Source organism: Limnospira indica PCC 8005, from assembly GCF_000973065.1.
In the GTDB taxonomy this organism is placed as follows: domain Bacteria; phylum Cyanobacteriota; class Cyanobacteriia; order Cyanobacteriales; family Microcoleaceae; genus Limnospira; species Limnospira fusiformis.
In genome coordinates this window covers 695,176-714,402 of the sequence record NZ_FO818640.1, presented here as the reverse complement: position 1 = coordinate 714,402, position 19,227 = coordinate 695,176, and the positions used below count along the sequence as shown (strand labels likewise).

At 41.1% G+C, this 19,227-nt stretch carries 12 protein-coding genes; 3 read left to right on the top strand and 9 right to left on the bottom strand.

Translation table 11 applies throughout. The features are described from left to right. Positions 1-21: 21 nt before the first annotated feature. From XZ46_RS03125 to XZ46_RS03110, 4 genes are read right to left on the bottom strand one after another with little or no spacing between them, the layout of a single operon-like run. Entirely contained in the window at positions 22-1,086 is a 1,065-nt protein-coding gene (locus tag XZ46_RS03125) for an ABC transporter ATP-binding protein (protein ID WP_008056886.1), read from the bottom strand. A gap of 36 nt (positions 1,087-1,122) precedes the next feature. Further along, positions 1,123-1,995, bottom strand: a complete 873-nt coding sequence (locus tag XZ46_RS03120) for a carbohydrate ABC transporter permease (protein ID WP_006621618.1) — start codon at positions 1,993-1,995, stop codon at positions 1,123-1,125. A 3-nt stretch (positions 1,996-1,998) separates the two neighbouring features. After that, entirely contained in the window at positions 1,999-2,916 is a 918-nt protein-coding gene (locus tag XZ46_RS03115) for a carbohydrate ABC transporter permease (protein ID WP_006621619.1), read from the bottom strand. Between the two features lie 10 nt (positions 2,917-2,926). Beyond that, complete coding sequence (locus XZ46_RS03110; protein ID WP_006621620.1) at positions 2,927-4,240, bottom strand: ABC transporter substrate-binding protein; 1,314 nt, start codon at positions 4,238-4,240, stop codon at positions 2,927-2,929. 392 nt (positions 4,241-4,632) lie between these two features. Here XZ46_RS03110 and serS point away from each other — a divergent pair, with 392 nt between their 5' ends. Continuing rightward, positions 4,633-5,928 carry a serine--tRNA ligase gene (gene serS / locus XZ46_RS03105; protein ID WP_006667894.1) on the top strand — a complete coding sequence of 432 codons (1,296 nt, stop codon included), beginning with the start codon at positions 4,633-4,635 and terminating at the stop codon, positions 5,926-5,928. A 206-nt stretch (positions 5,929-6,134) separates the two neighbouring features. Here serS and XZ46_RS03100 read toward each other — a convergent pair whose 3' ends face one another. From XZ46_RS03100 to XZ46_RS03090, 3 genes are all read right to left on the bottom strand, one after another. After that, positions 6,135-6,485, bottom strand: coding sequence for a DMT family transporter (locus XZ46_RS03100; RefSeq protein ID WP_006621622.1), 351 nt, complete (start codon positions 6,483-6,485; stop codon positions 6,135-6,137). Between the two features lie 20 nt (positions 6,486-6,505). After that, positions 6,506-8,086 (bottom strand): glycosyltransferase family protein, encoded by a 1,581-nt coding sequence (locus XZ46_RS36250; RefSeq protein WP_369076477.1) that lies wholly within the window; start codon positions 8,084-8,086, stop codon positions 6,506-6,508. A 178-nt stretch (positions 8,087-8,264) separates the two neighbouring features. After that, positions 8,265-8,699, bottom strand: a complete 435-nt coding sequence (locus XZ46_RS03090) for a hypothetical protein (RefSeq protein WP_006621624.1) — start codon at positions 8,697-8,699, stop codon at positions 8,265-8,267. Between the two features lie 171 nt (positions 8,700-8,870). Between XZ46_RS03090 and XZ46_RS03085 the strand changes: the two genes are divergently transcribed. After that, on the top strand, positions 8,871-11,348 hold the full coding sequence (locus XZ46_RS03085; protein WP_006667897.1) for a serine/threonine-protein kinase: 2,478 nt from the start codon (positions 8,871-8,873) through the stop codon (positions 11,346-11,348). 383 nt (positions 11,349-11,731) lie between these two features. Continuing rightward, the gene (locus tag XZ46_RS03080) at positions 11,732-14,152 is read left to right on the top strand and encodes a serine/threonine-protein kinase (protein ID WP_008056894.1); all 2,421 of its coding nucleotides are present in this window, start codon (positions 11,732-11,734) and stop codon (positions 14,150-14,152) included. Between the two features lie 33 nt (positions 14,153-14,185). Here the strand turns inward: XZ46_RS03080 and XZ46_RS03075 are convergent, their stop codons facing one another. Then, positions 14,186-18,196: an ATP-binding protein gene (locus XZ46_RS03075; RefSeq protein ID WP_008056895.1), complete on the bottom strand. Its 4,011-nt coding sequence runs from the start codon at positions 18,194-18,196 to the stop codon at positions 14,186-14,188. A gap of 153 nt (positions 18,197-18,349) precedes the next feature. Beyond that, positions 18,350-19,183, bottom strand: coding sequence for a hypothetical protein (locus XZ46_RS03070; RefSeq protein ID WP_008056896.1), 834 nt, complete (start codon positions 19,181-19,183; stop codon positions 18,350-18,352). Positions 19,184-19,227: the final 44 nt, after the last annotated feature.

Genomic DNA, 19,227 nt, shown 5'->3' with positions numbered 1-19,227 from the left:
GGGATGTCGTCAAAAATTGGGTTAATTTAGGCGATCGCCTGATTCGAGATCAAACCAGTGCATCTGTTTTCGAGATAGGCTTAATTTTACCTGTTCACTTTCCCAAAGTAGGTCAGCCGGAATCACCGCCCGCAGAGTTTGTTCAGAGCCGTTAATGCGGACACTCAAAAGTTTTTCTTTCCCCAAGTCTTCAATTAAATAGACCTGTCCTTCAACTAGATCGGCATCGGCTTCTTCTCCTAAAGATACATCCTCTGGACGAATCCCAAAAACCACAGCTTTTTGGGAAGTTTGTAAATAAGGTAAAGTTAAACCAAACTCTCCTAAAATTGCCTGATTGTCGTGACAGTCTAAGGTTAATAAATTCATTTGAGGACTCCCCACAAATCCGGCTACAAACCGATTAGCCGGCTGCATATAAATCTCAGTAGGAGAGGCTAACTGCTGCAAATACCCATCATAAAGTACCGCAATTTTACTAGAAAGAGTCATGGCTTCCGTTTGGTCATGGGTGACATAAACCACAGGTTTTTGTTGAGATTCAAATAACTGTTTGAGGTCGGCGCGGACTTGTTCCCGCAACAGCGCATCCAAATTACTCAGAGGTTCATCTAACAGGAAAACATCAGGGTTACGCACTAGCGATCGGGCTAAAGCCACCCGCTGACGCTGACCCCCCGAAAGTTGTCCGGGTTTACGCTCTAATAGATGTTGAATTCCCAAACGGTTCGATACATCATTAACCCGTTTTTCAATTTCTATGCTATCAACTTTCCGCAATTTCAAAGAGGTTGAAATGTTTTCATAAACCGTCATGTGAGGATATAACGCATAACTCTGAAATACCATCGCCATATTGCGTTTACCAGGGGGAATATTGGTTAAATCTTCTCCCCCTAAAATTACCTGACCCTGGGTGGGTTCATCTAACCCAGCAATCATCCTTAATAGGGTTGATTTCCCACAACCAGAGGGACCCAGAAGAGTGAGAAACTCCCCATCATTAACATTAACACTTACATCTTTAACGGGGATGACATTATGAGCGAATTGTTTACGCAGGTTTTTGAGTTCTAATTTAGCCATGATTTCGATAATTACAGAACAGTGATTGAGGTGATTTTAGCCTTTGACAGCGCCGGCTGTGATTCCTTGAACAATACGACGTTGGAACATTAACACTAAAATAACCAGGGGAATAGTTCCAGTTACGGTAGCAGCAGCAATAGGACCATAGGGGATTTCAAAAATAGATGCACCTCCAATTTGTGCAACGGCTACCGGAATGGTATACATTTCTTCGCGGCTGATAAAGGTGAGAGCAAAAATAAACTCATTCCAGGCGAAAATAAAGGTGAGAATTCCGGTGGTTACTAAAGCAGGTATGGTCATGGGTAGAACTATCTGTAACAGCATCCCAACGGTTCCATATCCGTCAATTTTGGCGGAGTCTTCTAGGTCTTTTGGTAGTTGTTGGAAAAAACTTCTCAAGACCAAAATTGTCAGGGGTAAATTAATGGCAGTGTAGGGGATAATTAGGGCGATGTAGTTGTTACCTAATCCCATAAATTTGACAATTTCCAGCAACCCTAAAAATAGGAGAACATAGGGAAACAAACTGATAATTAGGACAAAGCCGAGGATCACATTTTCTCCGGGTATTTTTAATCTAGTTAGGGTGTAGGCGGCGGGGGCCCCAACTCCTAAACATAGAAAGGTTGAAATGAGCGAAACTAAAGCACTATTAAACACATAGCGCAGAAAGTGCCAGCCTAAACTTTGATAGTGTTGAAAGGTGAGTTGATCCAGACTGGGAAAATAAACATTGGGAATGGTGGAAATAGATTCATTGGTTTTTAAAGAAGTTAGCAACTGCCATAACACGGGCGCTAGACAAAATATGATGGTGAGAATCACACCTATCCACAGAAAAATCCGACCCCAGTTGATTTGGCTTTTGCTATCAGTTTCTGAGGATTGATTAGCAACGGTCATTGATTATTTACCTCCCATAACATTTAAGCGAGTTCTTGATAGGAAAAAGGCAGCGATCGCCACAGCTAAAATCAGCAGTAAAAAGGTGACTACAACTAAGGCAGCACCATAGCCAAAATCCAGATATCGGCGCACCGTAGCATAAATATAAATAGACACGGTTTCTGTAGCCCCACCGGGTCCCCCGCCAGTCATGACTTGCACCAAGTCAAAAATACCAAATGCTTGGGCAAACCGAAACAGTAAAGCAATGATAATTTGAGGCATAACTAAGGGGATGGTAATTTGCCAAAAACTCTGCCACTGGTTAGCGCCATCAATAGCATGGGCTTCGTATAAATCACTAGAAATCGACTGCAAACCAGCTAGGAGAATAATGGCAATAAAAGGGGTGGTTTTCCACACATCAGCGATAATCATAGCTAACATGGCGCGGGTAGGATCGCCTAGCCAAGTAATGGGGCTATCAATGAATCCTAAGCGGGTCAGAATATCATTAACTACCCCATACTGATCATTAAAAATCCACGCCCAAGCTAACCCCATCACGGCTGTAGGTAACGCCCAAGGAATTAGGGAAGATGTGCGGACAAAACCTCGCCCAAAAAAGGCTTGATTTAGCACTAATGCGATGCCCATACCAATCACCAATTCTAAGAAAATAGAGATGATGGTAAAAACGCTAGTATTCCACATGGTTTGCCAAAATCGACCATCTCCAATTAGGCGCTGATAGTTGGATAATCCCGCAAAAATTGGTTGTAATTGAGTGCCTAAATTATTGGTAAATAAACTCAACCAAAATGCCCTACCTATCGGATAAATAAACACAAAGCCAAGAATTATCAAAGCTGGTGCTATTAAGATCCATCCGGTGAGTTTCTCTTGGCGTTCCATCTGATTGTTAATTCTTTCATTCATGATTAATTAGTTATCGATTCAACAAGGCGCGGGTTTCATTGGAGGCAGCTTGCATGGCTTGTTCTGGGGTTCTGCTTCCGGTTAGGGCGGCGCTGAGATACCGTTGCAAAATATCAGAAGCCTGGGCATATTGAGCGATCGGAGGCCTTAAAACTGGGTTCTGCACTACTTCCAATAAGTTGGGAAGATAGGGAAACTTCTCGACTAATGGCGGGTCATTAAATAGGGATATTCTGGAGGGAACATAACCAGTTTCTAAAAAGTATTTGCGCTGAACTTCTGGTTTATTAAAGAAGTTGATAACCGCCCAGGCTTCATCTTTATGGCGAGAAGTAGAGGCAATGCCAAATCCCCAACCTCCTAAACAAGCACCACTATTTTTACCGGGGGCGTGTACCATTGGTTTAATGGCAAAATTTCCGGCTATGTCTGAGTTGGAGGCGAGGGAATAAACATAAGGCCAGTTTCTTAAAAAGGCAGTATTACCACTTTCAAATAGGCGGCGGGTTTCTTCTTCGGCGTAGGTGGTAACTCCAGGGGGAGAAATGTTTTTGGTAATGGTATCTCGGAGAAATTGCACAGCGGCGATCGCTTCCGGTTTATCTAACCCGACTTCTTGGGTATCTGGGTCGATCCAAAATCCTCCAGAACCTTCTAAAATTTCGGTAAACATAGCCGATAAACCTTCATATTGTCTACCTTGCCACAAATAACCCCATTGGGCTAAATCTTCTTCTTGTAGCCTTTGGGATATCTCTATTAATTCATCGAAAGTGTCCGGAGGTTCTGCGCCAATTTTTTCTAATAAATCAGTCCGATAATACAGCATTCCTCCGTCTGTACGGAAAGGCATTCGGTAAAGTTTATCTTGATAGCGTCCCCCGTCAATATCCCCTTCTAAATACGCCTGTAACTGTCCTGGAGTCACCCGATTCGATAAATCAGATAACCACCCGGCTGCTGCAAACTTTTGTACCCAAACGATATCCATATAAGCGAGATCGTAGGGAGAATCTCCGAGTAAAAAAGCCGAGGTATATAGGTCTTCGACTAAATTGGTGTTATTGGGGCCGCTGATGACTTCTAGGCGGATATTTTCGTGGTTTTCATTAAAGTCTTTAACCAGGGGTTGCCATTGGGCTGCTTCCAAGGCTTGGACTAACACCCTCACGGTTACGGGTTGTTGGCTAAAGGCGGGAATAATAACGCACAATACCGCTAATAAACTGGCGATCGCTAATCCCAAATTTCGCCAAAATCTCGAATATTTTAGATGAAGTAAGCGGCTATTGATTTGACGATTAATTCTGTGTTTCTGTAACATTACTAAATTTTTGCAATTGACAACCGGAAACAATCCCTATATCTGGAGATAGACCTGATTTACCCTGGTATCAAATGCAGGTTAGAGTTCACTTGGGTTATGATTATACAAATTTTTGAGGATTATGGCAAGGCAACTTTAGATTACTTAATATTTAGGGGGTGGCCATCGGAAAATTTCTGTATAATCTGACACACATCAGATTGATTGATGCTATTAATCTTTAAGGTAAGATAATATCACCTAATTAAAAAATATTTTTAGCCATTAATTATCATCTGGCGATCGCTGACCCAACCACTAGAATAAAAATTAGATTGACTTATAGACACGAGGCTAGTAAAATCTTCTGAAGATTAATTAATCAGACCTTGATAATTTAGGAAAGACCAGTGTTAGACATTAAACTGATTCGGGAAAATTCACAAGAGATTCAACAACGCCTCAACCGTCGAGGAAACTATGACCTAGAAGCCATCTTAGAATTAGATGAAAAACGGCGGGAACTTGAACAGCAACGCATTCAACTAGAAACCCGCAGCAACGAGATCGGTAAACTTGTAGGAGAAAAAATCAAATCTGGAACCGACCCCAAAGGGCCAGAAATTCAAGCATTGAGGGAAGAAGGACAGCAAATCAAGTCCCAGTTAAGTGACTTAGAACCCCAAGAAAAAGACCTAGAATCGCAAATTACTAGCCTATTACTTCCTTTACCAAACCTTCCTAGTGACACCACCCCAGAGGGAAAAAGTGAAGCCGAAAATGTGGAAGTACGCCGCTGGGGAGATGAATATAAACTCCAAAATGCCGAGATTTTACCCCATTGGGAAATCGGAGAAAAGCTAGGAATTCTTAACTTTGAACGAGGGGTAAAGATTGCCCAAAGTCGTTTTGTTAGCTTAGTGGGGGCTGGCGCGGCATTAGAACGCGCATTAGTTCAATTTATGCTGGATACCCACACAGCTAATGGCTATTTAGAAGTTATACCACCCCTGCTAGTGAATAGTATATCTTTAACTGCTACAGGTCAATTACCTAAATTTGCGGAAGAAAGTTTTAAATGTGCTGATGACGATTTATGGTTAATTCCTACTTCAGAAGTTCCGGTAGTTAACCTATATCGTGATGAAATTTTAGAAAGTGAACAACTCCCCATTTATCACTGTTCATTTACTCCCTGTTTTCGGCGGGAGGCGGGAAGCTATGGAAAGGATACCAGAGGTCTAATTAGACTGCATCAGTTTAATAAAGTGGAATTGGTGAAATTAGTACACCCAGAGACTTCGGAGTTAGAACATGAAAAATTAGTGGCGGATGCTGAAGGTATTTTACAGGCTTTAAAATTACCCTATCGTGTGATAGAATTGTGTACGGGAGATTTGGGATTTGCAGCAGCTAAATGTTATGATTTAGAAGTATGGCTACCTTCAGCAGGAACTTACCGAGAAATTTCGAGTTGTTCTAATGTTAAAGATTTTCAAGCCAGACGTGCCAATATTCGGTTCCGGGAAGCCAAAGGCGACCCCAAGAAAAAGAAAAAGAAAACGGAGTTTGTTCATGCTTTAAATGGTTCGGGATTGGCGGTTGGACGAACTATGGCTGCCGTTTTAGAAAACTATCAGCAGCCGGATGGAAGCGTTAAGGTTCCGGAGGTTTTACAGCCTTATTTGGGGCGAGAGGTTTTGTAAAATTTGGCTGGTATGTTAACTTAAAAAAAAGAGTGGGGTTTTGCTTAGGCTTAACCCCAAGATAAAAATTAACTTGTTTCTGAATATCAGCTATTGGTAAAATTTGGTTAGTGAATTGTAAAGATCACCATGAATTTTAAAACACGAATTAGCGAATTTACAGGTTCAATTAATTCTTTAACCATAATCTCAACCATAGACATTCTTCAGCGAGACATAATAATGATACCAGTAAAAATTAGGGAAAGTCCGATCCACTGATTCAAATCAAATCTTTCACCAAATAGTAAATTTCCGGCGATCGCAATTAAAGTAAAGCTAATTCCGGCAAAAATTGGATAAGCAGTCGAAACCGGAAGCTGATCTAATGCTTTCGCAAATAAAATCACATTAACTCCATAGACCATAATGCCACCGATAAACCAGGGAGAAAGCAACAGAGTTAACAAACTTGGATCGGTAGCTACCAGTCGCGATTTTTTTAACAGCAGACTACCGACACAGTTATTAATTGCTGCCAAAATCAAAAATCCCCAACCACTTAAATAAAAATTCATAGGATACCATTTAACCTAATTTATTCTAGCCATTTAGTGTTAATGACTCTGCCGCCAGAGTAATAACCTACTTCCCCAGGTTGAATCCTGTCTTTTATTTGAATGCGAAAAGATTGCATAGTCTGAAAATCCACATCAGAAATTATAAAGTTTTGGGTTTCTAATCTTTGGTCAAAGGGAATATGCACATTCATAAAATAAGTACCGGGTGATAATAGTTTAACCCAGTATTCTCGATCGCCAATGCGGTTAATATTTAAAGCATTCGAGGGATTAATCAAATTGTTAAATGTGGCATTGTTGAGTAATTCAATTTCTGACTCTGCAAAAAGTTGGCCAGCAGCATATAAGCCATTGCGATAAATATAGACTCCATTTAAGTTGTCTGGTATATTAATTAAAAACATTCTGCGTCCTTGGATTTCCTGATCAATGCTTTCAATTACTTGTTTAGCTATGTTCCCGGCTAAATTCCAGTTTTGATTAAAGCTATACAAATAATAAGATAAAATGATTGATATAATCATGAATTGAATAGCTAAAAGTACACGAAATCTAGCCAGAGAAACACCAATAACTAATACCAATAAAATCACCAAAAATGCCGATGGTAAATATAGGAGTCTTTCCCCTTCTGTATTGGACAAGGAAATGCGAATATTAATCACAGGTAATAAAGAAGTGCCAAATAATCCTAACAAAAGAATTGCTAATTTTGCAATTAATATATAAACCCCTTGTCGGCACAAACAGACGACCACAAAAGTACAAATAATGGTCATGAATATGGCAAAAAATATCACCCAGTTTTCTTCTGGAATATTAGGAAGTGGGGGAATGATAATTCTGAGGCTAGAAGCCAAACCTCGCTGGATAATGTCAAGATTAAAGTTGGTGTGAACCCCGCTTCCGTAGCCTCCTAAAAATTGTCTAATTCCCAAGTATCTTAGCCCCAAATAAATTGGCAAAACCGAGGCATACATTAGCGGCAAATATAGTATTTTTAATAAATTAATATAATTGTTTTTATTCAGGTAATTATATAATTCATATAACAATACTAATCCTGGGTAAATAATGACTGATTCTTTGGATAGTAAACCCAGAAAAAATAGGATATATGATATAAAAAATAATCGGTTATTGTCGGTTTCTTTATATTTAAGATAACCACAAAATGCCGCCAAGCCAAAGCAAGTAGCGACGAGATCGGATCTGGCTGATATCCAGGTAACAGCTTCAACATGACTATGAAGAATAATGAAAATAAAGCCGGAGACTAGGGAGAAAATATTAATTAATTTTCCGGCTAGATCTGCACCCCTAAACAACAGCCGAGACATTGCATAAACCAGAAAAGCATTTAAGCCATGGAAAAATAAGTTGGTGAGGTGATAACCAAGGGGGTTCAGTTCCCACAGTTGATAATCAGCAAATAGAGTTAGGGAAATTAGGGGACGAAAAAACACATCTGGTGGGGTTGTCCAGACACCAAATACACCTCTGGTTTTGATTTGATAAATCCAGTTAAAATCATCCGATAAGAAAAAAGAGTTGATGATGTTTCCATAGGCGATCGCTGTTAAAATCCAGCCAGAAATTAAAGTGATTGCGTGCCATTTTAACCAGGAATCCGTCTGGTTTTGGGATTTTATCATTTTGTTTAAAACCAATTAGAACTTTATTTTAACATCAAATTCATGGTCAGTATACCCATAAAAATTGACGGCAAATTACCCCGATAGCCAGCTATTAAGATATTAATATTTCCAGCCAATTCTACTGACTAAAATTAATAGAAAATCGCTGTCCTTCGATAGTTCCAGCCACAAAAATAGAACTAATCTCATTGTGGGAATTATAGCGAATATTGGCAGTTCCGATAACTCCGGGAATTGTCGCCCCAGTAATTGTCATCTCCAAACCAGAAGCCGTTTCGCGGGCTATATTACCCGTTAACTTGACCGGATTTTCCCGACTATCCCAAAAGGTTAGTTCAGCATTACCACTGCTATCAACATTAATAGAGGCGGCGGTAATAGATTCTTGAAAGCGACTATTAACGGAATAAATCCCACTACCAGTTTGACTAAGTTGCAATTCTCGGCGGGTAGTTTGGGCGCGCGCCATAGGTGTTGGCATCACGGTTAAAGACCCAGGGGATACCCCTACCAAAATTCCTAGCATAATTAGCCAAAATCGGTGAATATTCATGGTTATTTTTTTCTGCAAAACTTACCCAACAAGCGATCGCCATTAGGGACAGAACCCCTAATCATCAGATCCATTTATTGACCACTATCTGTCAATCTATTTTATACTGCATCAACCTCAAATGATAAAATTTGCGGTATGATATACAATTTAGCACTGGTAGGACATCAGATGATTGACCAACTTTTAGATGGACGGTATCAGATCCTAGAGATAATCAGGTCGGGGGAATTTGGGAGTACCTATCTAGCCAAAGATACCCGTCGCCCTGGGGAACCTATATGCTTTGTCAAGCATCTACGATTTTTGGTAGAAGATCCCCAATTATTTAAGAATACTTACCGTCGCTTTCAACAGGAAGCCGAGGTTCTAGAAAAGTTATCCCACCACGACCAAATCCCCCAACTGCTGGCTTATTTTGAACAAAACCAGGAATTTTATCTGGTCGAATCCTATATAAATGGACAGTCCCTAGCCCAGGAAATTTTACCCGGTCAACCTTTATCAGAAAATTCGGTAATTGCCATCGTCTCAGAAGTTCTAGAAATCCTGAATTTTGTTCATGATCAAGGAGTAATTCACCGGGATATTAAACCTAGTAATCTGCTGAGGCGGGATGCAGATCAAAAAATTATGTTATTAGATTTTGGGGCGGTTAAAGAAATTGGTTTTCACCAAAATAATAATCCTCCTACGGCGAGAATTGGCACTTTAGAATATATGCCCATCGAGCAATTCGAGTGTAATCCTCGCTTGAATAGCGATATTTATGCCCTGGGAATGATTGCTATTCAAGCATTAACTGGAATGGCAGCTTATGAATTACGAAAAATTCGAGAAAATCATCCGACCAATGCTGGGGAATTATTCTGGCGAGATTTAGCCATTGTTAGTCCTGAGTTTGCCGAGATTATCGATCGCATGGTTAAACCAGACTACCGAGAAAGATATCAGTCAAGCGAGGTAGTTTTGGCAGATATTAATAATCTCAGTAATCCTTCTCAAACTGATGCCAATAAACTCGAAAGATACCGAGAAGAAGTTAAGCGCATCGGCAATTATGAAGGGGAAATATCAGTAGTAGGTCGCCAAATTTTAGAAGAGCTACGAGTGAGTTTACAAATCTCCGAACCCCAAGCCAAAGCCATGGAAGACGAGATTCTTAATCCTTACCGTCGAGATCACCAGAAAGGCGATCGCTATCAACAAGCCCTGACCGAAGCCATTATACAGCAATATCCATTAGCCAAGAAAACCAGAGCAGAATTAGACCGACTGCAAAAAATGTTGGGAATTTCTGATCAGGATATGGCTATCATTGAAGCCAATATTTTACAATACCCGTTAACCAGAGAAACCAGAGAAGAATTAAGGCGACTTCAGCAGTTATTAGGTCTTTCCGATGATCATGTAGCTTTGATAGAGGCTCAAATTTTACCGGAATCTTGGTTAAATCAGATTTTAAGCAAATTAAATCCCGATCGCGATCGTCTTCTGTCCTGGCGTTGGGGATTTGTCATTAGTGGAATTATCATAGCTATTATCGGTTTAGGTTGGGGATTATATCAATATAATAACTGGATACAATCCCGAGCACAAGCCGATATTAAAGAACAACTTGATACCGAAAAAATTGACTATATTCAGTCATTATTAGCCGCCAATAACTATCAAGATTGTATTACCGCTGCCCAAACTTTTCCAGAGTCTTCACCTCAGTATGCTGTCGCCCAGGAGTTACTCAGCCAATGTCAAGATGTGATTAGCTGGAAACAAGCAAAAGTTAACACATTCCCCATTCATACAGCCGCCGTCCAGTCAGTTGCTGTCAGTCCTGATGGCAGGATAATTGCTAGTGGCAGCCGAGATAACACCACCAGACTTTGGCATATAGAAACCGGGGAAGTGCTGCAAAATTTTGTAGGCAATTCATCAGCTATTCTCTCCGTAGATTTTAGTAACGATGGCTTATCATTAGCAGCCGGAACTCAACTATCTCAGGTGATAGAATGGAATCTGGAAACCATTGAATGGTATCCCCCATTAGTCGGAGGCTCTCCCATTGAAGCTATACAAATTAGCCCTGATAATAGAGCGATCGCCACCGGAAGTGCCGATGGTAATGTGCGAGTGTGGAATCGGAGAACTGGGTTAATTTTATATAACAACAATCAGCATTCGACTATTGTGTATTCCGTCGCCTTCACCCCCAATGGTCGTTGGTTGGTTACGGGTTCAGGGGATGGCAATATTCATATTATTGATTGGCAGATAGATCAGTTACGCCATAGATTCCCAGCACATACCGGAGAAGTGCGATCGCTTGCGATTACTCCTGATGCTCTGCAAATTATCAGTGGTGGTACAGATAACAATATCAAAATTTGGAACCTAAGAACAGCAGAAGAAGTGATAACTTTAACAGGTCATAGAGGCGCAGTTCTTTCCGTAGCTGTCAGTCCAGATGGGACACAAATTGCTAGTAGTAGTCGGGATAGAACCGTCAAAATTTGGAACTTAAAAACTGGGGAATTACTTAATACTTTAACTAACCCTCAAGCCGTAGTTAATTCTCTAGTTTTTGGTATTAACTCCGCCACCTTAATCGGAGGCACTCAGGATGGAACAGTTGTAGTCTGGCAGCGATAATCTGGCGTTATGGGGGGGTTCACCATCAGGATTTTAGCCCTGGGGGGGGGTGGCAACGACAGACCATTACCCGTAGGGGTATCCAGTCCCCTATACCATCTGAATTGTTGCCGGAAACCCAAGCATTGAAGAGGATTGTAGGCTGCCAAACTTTTTGGTATAAGTCTCTCAAAAATTTGCCACAATTTTAGATGTAAATTTTCTCATCAATATGATATTGTAGTAACAGAACTAGTATATTTGAGATAATCAGAACATCAGGGCGTCTACTTACTACATATCTATCTGAGTCTACTAGACCCGGATAAACTATCGGAAAACGGTTGTAACAATTATAGTGTTACTTTCTACCGGTTGAATCTACATCAGTATTTATATGGATCATGATTGACCAACTTTTAGACAGACGGTATCAAATCCTAGAAGTTATTGAGTCTGGGGATCTAGGTAGTACGTTTTTAGCAAGAGACACTCGTCGCCCAGGGGAATGCCTCTGCTTTATCAAACATTTGCGACTTTTGGTAGAAGATATCAAGCTGCTGAATATTGCCCGTCGTCGGTTTCGCCAGGAAGCCAAGATTCTGGAAAAATTATCTAGACATGATCAAATTCCGCAACTTTTAGCTTATTTTGAGGAAAACGAAGAATTTTATCTAGTGGAGTCTTACACTCCTGGTCATCTCCTCTCTGATGAATTTTGGCCCGGTCATCCCCTATCAGAAAACCTGGTAATTCAGATAATTTACGATGTCCTAGAAATCCTGACTTTTGTCCATAGATTCGGAGTAATTCACCGAGATATTAAACCTAGTAATTTACTCAGGCGAGACTCGGACGGAAAGTTAATGCTATTGGATTTTGGGGCGGTTAAAGAAATTAGTTTGAGCCAAAATCATAACCCCCCCACAGGTCCGATTGGAACCATAGAATATATGCCTATTGAGCAGTTCGAGTGTAACCCCCGCCTCAATAGCGATATTTATGCCGTGGGTATGGTCGCTATTCAAGCCTTAACCGGACTTCCTAGTTATGAATTATCACAACTGCGAGAAAATTATCATACTAACCCAGGACAGTTGTTCTGGAGGCATTTAACTATTGTTAGTTCCGAATTTGCCGACATTATAGATCGCATGGTGCAGTTGGACTATCGGGAAAGGTATCAATCGGCGGAAGAGGTTTTAACTGCTTTGCGAACCATGGGCGATCGCAGTCCCACCGATTTTAGTAAACTCCAAACTTACCGAGAAGAAATACAACGCTGCGCTAGTCATAAAGGTGATATTTCCGTAGTTGGTAGGCAAATTTTGGAGGAACTGCGAGTCACTTTAGAAATATCCAAGGAAGAAGCAGAAGCCTTAGAAGATGAAATACTTAATCCCTATCGTAAGTATCGTGAGAAGGGAGAACGTTACGAACAGGCATTAATAGCAGCAGTTAAACAGCAATATCCTTTTAGTGCTGAAACGCAAAGGGAACTAGATCGACTCCAGGAATTGTTAGGTATTTATGATGAAGATATCGAGGTGATTAAATCTCATGTCTTACCCAAATCTGGGTGGAGTAAAATCTTAGATATCTTTGGAGATAATCCCCGTACTGAAGTGGCTAATAAACAGCCTAAATCATCCGTCGCTTTTCGTCCGCGCCCGTCTTTTTGGTTGGTGATTGGGGGTATTTCTTTGGCGATCGCTATGTTACTTTTCCTGTTGTATCAATATCAAAGATGGCAACAGTTACAACTAACCAGAGCCAATCAACAACAACTTTATAGCCAACAGTTTGAGACAGTCGCCGATTTGGTACAAGCGGGAAACTACCAAGGTTGTATTACCCAAGCCCAACAAATTCCCGAATCTTCTAGCTATCATCCCCAAGCACAGACAGTGCTTGAACAATGCCAAAGTGTGGTTAATTGGAAACAGGCAGACCTAACGACTTTGGCAGGTCATACAGCCCCTGTAATGTCAGTAGCAGCTAGTAATGATGGAGAAATAATTGCTAGTGGCAGTCGGGATAATACTATCAAACTCTGGAATACACAAACCGGGGAAAATATCTCCACACTCACCGGAGATGGATCGGCTATTCTGTCCGTCAACTTTAGTAGTGATGGCATTGAATTAGCATCAGGGACGGAATTTTGGCGGATTCTGGAATGGAATTTACAAACCCGAGAATTGTATTTACCATTGGAACACTCAGCCTCAATTTTGACAGTACAAATTAGCCCTAATAATAGAAATATTGCTTCTGGCAGTGCTGATAATACTGTGCGAGTTTGGGATCGCCGTACCGGACAAGTTTTGTATAACCATACTCAACACTCAGAAACAGTTTATGCGCTGGCTTTTAGTCCTAATGGTCGCTGGCTGGTGACGGGTTCAGGCGATCGCACTGTTCATGTTATTGATTTAGAAATGGGTGAGTTACGCCACCGTTTACAAGGACATAACGGAGAAGTCCGAGCCGTGGCTATTACTCCTGATGGTCAAAATATCATCAGTGGTAGTAGTGATAATACCATAAAAATTTGGGACTTACAAACCGGACAAGAAACCATAACCCTCACAGGTCATCAAGGGGAAATTCTCTCCGTAGCCGTCAGTCCCGATGCCTCTCAAATTGCCAGTAGTAGTGGCGATCGCACTGTCAGAATTTGGAACCGAGCCACCGGAGAGCTACTGAATACCTTAACAGATATTCCCGCCGTCATTAACTCCGTATTTTTCCTTAATGATGACACCTTAATAGGAGGCAGTCAAAACGGAACCGTTGCTATATGGAGGAGACAGCAATCATGAAAAGACTACCCATTGATGATGGGCTATCAACTATCAACTTAATCCTTGATATATGGCAGTTAACTTAGCTTCTAGTTCCGGCGATTTTGCCGTGAAATGAATGTAAAAATGACCTGGTTCTGCTGGATATTCTAACACCTTAGCATAGACATCTTCCGCACCAGAACCGCACATATCACTACTAAAATTCAGCTTAATGTTAGTCATAGGTAAAGGTAAATAAGCCTCATCCTCTGACTCAGCTTGAACCTTAGCTTCCCGCGCCGACAATTCCACAATAGTACCAGAAAAGACATTTTCCCCGACGTGCTTTCCTTCCAAAACCGTATATTGTAAAGAGATGGGTTCTGGTAGGACCACAAATAACTCTTTTTCCCTTTTTAAATACAAGTTATAAGGTACACCCACTCCTCCCAATTCATAAATGGTAATCGGTTTTTGTACCCCCTTGGGTTGCACCTGTTTTTCTCCGGTAATTCTCGCCATTCTCCCTACCGCTTCTAGGGTAGATTCAGAAATCAGAATTTGTCCCCCCGTGGTGTAAGATTCAATCCGATAAGTTAAATTAACATTCTTACCCACCACCCCATATTTAGTTCGTTTTTCTGAACCAATATTACCAACTACCACCTCTCCCGTATGCACCCCAATTCCCATCTCTAAATTAGCATAACCCCAAGCCTTCATAGTTTGGTTAATTGACTCCATAGCCAACTGCATAGCCACCGCACAGGCGATCGCTCGCTGCGGGTCATCTTCCCGGACATTAGGCGCACCAAATAGCACCAAAATCCCATCACCCATAAACTCATCAATTGTCCCATTATAATGAGTAATAATATCCGCCATAGTTGACAGATAAAAATTCAGAATTTTGACCACTTCTTCAGGATTTAAACGTTCAGAAGTTGCCGTAAATCCCCGCAAATCCGAAGTTAAAATCGTGATAGTCCGTCGTTCTCCCCCCAACTCCAAATGCTCATGACTTTCTAGCAAATTCGCCACCACTTCATCAGTTACATAGCGCCCAAAAGTCTTGCGGATATGAGCCTTTTCGGTGCGGAGTTTTTTAATGCGAATGTGGGTTTTAATCCGCGCCAGCAACTCCTCTTTATTCAGCGGTTTAGATAAATAATCATTCGCGCCTAATTCCAGTCCCACCACTAAATCAGAAATCCGATTTTTCGCCGTTAACATCATAATTGGCAGTTGATGAGGTGGCCAATCTTCCCTAATTTTTTCCGTCACTTCATAACCAGTCATGCGAGGCATCATCACATCCAATAAAATCAGATCGGGAATAAAACCGGACTCTAAAATTTTCAGGGCTTCCATACCATTAGTAGCCTGAGTAACAGCATAATTTTCCAAATAAAGATAATTCGCCAAAACCTGTAAATTAATCGGGTCATCATCAACAATCATAATTTTAAACTGATTGTTATCTGGAGCCAACTTAGACCCCGCCATAGATTGATTATTTTCAGTTTCTGGTATAGCAGCATCCCACAATACATCAGCATTCACCAGCGCCGCCTCATTAACCAGTAGTGAGTCCGCCTTAGCAGTAGTTTCTGGTATTTCCTCACTGATAGGAAGAGTAAAGGAAAAAGTAGAACCCGACCCCACCACCGAATCTAACCATATTTTACCCTGGTGTAATTCCACCAACTGTTTAGTGATGGCTAAACCCAAACCCGTGCCGCCATATTGTCGCGCCGTTGAACCATCACCCTGTTCAAAGGATTCAAAAATACGATGATGTTTTTCTGGGAGAATACCAATACCAGTATCAGAAATATTAATCACAGCCATGGAGTTATTCGCGTCTGTATCTAACACCGAGGCGGTAATTTTCACAGTTCCCGAATCGGTAAACTTAATGGCATTACCAATTAAATTATACAGAATCTGTTGGAGGCGATTTTCATCAGCATTAACCGCCGGAAAATCATCAGGTATTTCATTAATTAACTCAATATCTTTATTGCCAATCAGAGGTTTACTTAGCACTACAACAACTTCGACAATTTCCCGCAGACCTAAAGGTTGCAGTTGTAGTTCTAAGGTTTGATGGCGCAATTTGGAGAAGTCAAGAATATCATTAACTAGAGTAGATAAACGATGTCCACTTTTAGCAATCATAGACAAGTTTTGGCGCTGAAGTTCTGTTAAAGGTCCCGCGACACCATCCAGCATTGATTCCGACAAGCCAATCATACCATTAAGAGGAGTACGCAGTTCATGGGATGTATTAGCGAGAAACTCATCTTTGAGTTCATCCATACGCTTGAGAGCATCGTTTTTCTCTTTCAATTGCTTGGTAAAGTTTTGGCGTTCAATCTCGGCTTGTCGGCGCTGAGTAATATCTTCAAAAACTCCAATTCCATAAACAATATCTTCTTCACTATCAAAAATTGGTGTAGCCATCAGGGAACAGCAAATAGTTTGATCTGGGTGACGAATTTCGATATTTTCAATGGGAACAGTTTTGCCTTTTAATGCCCTAACTAACGGCAATGCTTTGGTGGGATAAAGCTGGTCTGTGCTACTTAAATATAAATGATTTATCTCGGCAAATTCTTCTAAAGAAACCTCTGGGATATGTTCAGCCCTGAATAATTTTTTTAACTTTTGATTGGCATAGTATATCTTGCCATGTTTATCATAAACTAAAACGCCAACTGGCAAGGCTTCTAGGAATTGTTTAAGCCAATATTCTCGGTCAGAAAGCTGGCGATTTAATGCTTCACTGAGGCTGTTTTGGGCTTCTAATTCACTAAAAGATTGCCGAATTTGTGCGGCCATTTGATTAAAAGATTCAGCTAATTCTCCGACTTCTTGACAACGGGAAATATGGACGGTATGTTCCCAATCACCTTGGGCAAATTTCCGGGCTGCTTTATTTAAGTTAACTATCGGTCTAGTTACCCGACTAGCCATGAATATACCGATACAAATCGTAATAGCTAAAGCCACAAGAGATAGCATAAAAGTGATTTTGGCATTATGATTAATTCTGCCCATAAAATCTGACTCTGGCATGACGACGACAATCAGCCAATTTAACCCCCATTTATCCTGATAACGCACGACATCAAGAAACTGCTTTTCTCCGTTGATATAAAAGCTACTTTGATGGCTGGTTTTAATCTGGCTTAAATGTTCAAAATTTTGGCTAAAATATGCTGCTGTGCCGCTAATTATGGGGTGATTAACCTGGGAAATATGCAGGCGTTGGGCTACATTTTGATCATCCATTGTATAGGGGGGAAAATTAGTGGAGGAAGCCACTAATAAACCGGAGGATTCCACAATAAAAACTTCCCCATTTGGGCTAACTTCCAAACCTCCCAAAAAATCATTAATTAAAGTTAGCACAAAATCCACCCCAATCACGCCGATCAATTGACCTTGACTGTCAGAAAGTGGATGGGATGCAGTAATCCCTAATTTACCATTGGGAAAGGCATAAATTGGACTCCAATTTGGTGCATTTAAGGCGAGAGTTTTAGTGTACCAAGGTCGGATTCGCGGGTCATAGATAGTTTGATTATAAAAATCACCTCGCGCGCCTTCTGGTGTGATCAGATAATATAAGCGATTCGGTGATTCTTCGACACTTTTGGCTCGAAAAGAACCATCAGATTCCCGACTCACATAAATAAATTGCCCTTGTTCATTGCCAATATAGACAGCATAGACATTCTCAAAAAGTTGTATAATTCTCCATAAGAAGTTTTCGGATCTTTCAATATCATCAAAGCTAATATCTCCTTGAATAGTATCTTTAATCAGAATTTCAGATAAAAGATGGGGACGTTGTAACAATTTGGCTAGATTACTTTTGACGCGATTAGTTGCTTGATGACTCAGTTGGTTAGCTATATCCATAACCGCCTGCTGACCGTTGCGCCAAGATAGATATCCTGTGACTCCCACTGTGGCGAATAGCTGAAGCACAAAAGGAACAATAATTATCTGTTTGAGAGGGACTTGCTCAAATAGGTTAGAGGTTCTCTGCTTTAATAATTTGATTAACATAGGTTCAGATTACAAAGGGGTGAAATCACAGGATGTTAGATCAGCTCTGATTGATTACTCATCATCCCAGTTAGTTTTGAGGTGGCCACCCTCGATGATTCGATGAACCCCAAATTATGGCTACAAGATGTCATTGGCATGATTTTTTCCCGGTTATTGAGGGTCGGAAAGTTCCATAACGCCTGCTTTCAAGGGAGTAAATATAATCATATCAGATCCAATGACGGCATTACGAGCTACAAGCTGACGATCGCGATCTCGGATTTCCAGACGAGTAAAATCGAGCGATCGCACTTGCTTAAATAATTGATTAGCCAAACGACTTTGATATTTAGATTCTAGCTGATACCATCGATCGCTAATCTCCACTTCTAATAAACTCCCGGCAAAATTCGCTTTAACTGACCCAATCAAATCCTCGCCATAGGCTTTAGTTAGTTTAGCAAGGCGATCGCGAATTGAGTTGGTTAAAGAAGGTTCCACAGTCAAAGTAGAAGCAATCAAACCCACAGGTTCCGCCGCCTTCGGGGTAATTAGTTCTGGAGGTAAACGACCCGGCTCTATTTCGGTTTCCGGGTTAGGGGGTTCGCCTTCAGGAACTTCTGGGGTTTCTGGTTCGGCTGGTGGTTCGGAAATAGTTTCCGCAGTGACGGGGACCTGTGGTGGTGTCTCCGTTGTGGTCACTGGTGGGATATCCTCAACTCTCTGATAATTGGTAGCGGTTTCCGGTCCAGACTTCGAGAACAGCAGCAGTCCTACACCAAATATGACTAATAAAATTGCACCCCACCACCAAACATAACCACGGCGACGACGGGGAATTTGAGGGTCGGCTTCCAATTGGTCAATGGTGCCTTCCAAAATTTTAATGATTTTCCGTAATAATGCGATCGCCAAATCCCGCCAAGGGTGACGTTGAGACCTAGGCGGTGGTGAATAGGGTAATGGTCGCTTGGGTTCAGAAGACTGCGATCGTTCCGTGGACATATTGGAGTTTCCATCAAGGCTGCTGCATAGTAGCTATCGCTCAA

What these genes read in the sequence shown, in the direction of transcription:
- XZ46_RS03075 (WP_008056895.1), bottom strand. Translation starts at nt 18,196, where the DNA reads ATGTTAATCAAATTATTAAAGCAGAGAACCTCTAACCTATTTGAGCAA.
- XZ46_RS03080 (WP_008056894.1), top strand. Translation starts at nt 11,732, where the DNA reads ATGATTGACCAACTTTTAGACAGACGGTATCAAATCCTAGAAGTTATT.
- XZ46_RS03120 (WP_006621618.1), bottom strand. Translation starts at nt 1,995, where the DNA reads ATGACCGTTGCTAATCAATCCTCAGAAACTGATAGCAAAAGCCAAATC.
- XZ46_RS03100 (WP_006621622.1), bottom strand. Translation starts at nt 6,485, where the DNA reads ATGAATTTTTATTTAAGTGGTTGGGGATTTTTGATTTTGGCAGCAATT.
- XZ46_RS03085 (WP_006667897.1), top strand. Translation starts at nt 8,871, where the DNA reads ATGATTGACCAACTTTTAGATGGACGGTATCAGATCCTAGAGATAATC.
- XZ46_RS03125 (WP_008056886.1), bottom strand. Translation starts at nt 1,086, where the DNA reads ATGGCTAAATTAGAACTCAAAAACCTGCGTAAACAATTCGCTCATAAT.
- XZ46_RS03110 (WP_006621620.1), bottom strand. Translation starts at nt 4,240, where the DNA reads ATGTTACAGAAACACAGAATTAATCGTCAAATCAATAGCCGCTTACTT.
- XZ46_RS03070 (WP_008056896.1), bottom strand. Translation starts at nt 19,183, where the DNA reads ATGTCCACGGAACGATCGCAGTCTTCTGAACCCAAGCGACCATTACCC.
- XZ46_RS03090 (WP_006621624.1), bottom strand. Translation starts at nt 8,699, where the DNA reads ATGAATATTCACCGATTTTGGCTAATTATGCTAGGAATTTTGGTAGGG.
- XZ46_RS03115 (WP_006621619.1), bottom strand. Translation starts at nt 2,916, where the DNA reads ATGAATGAAAGAATTAACAATCAGATGGAACGCCAAGAGAAACTCACC.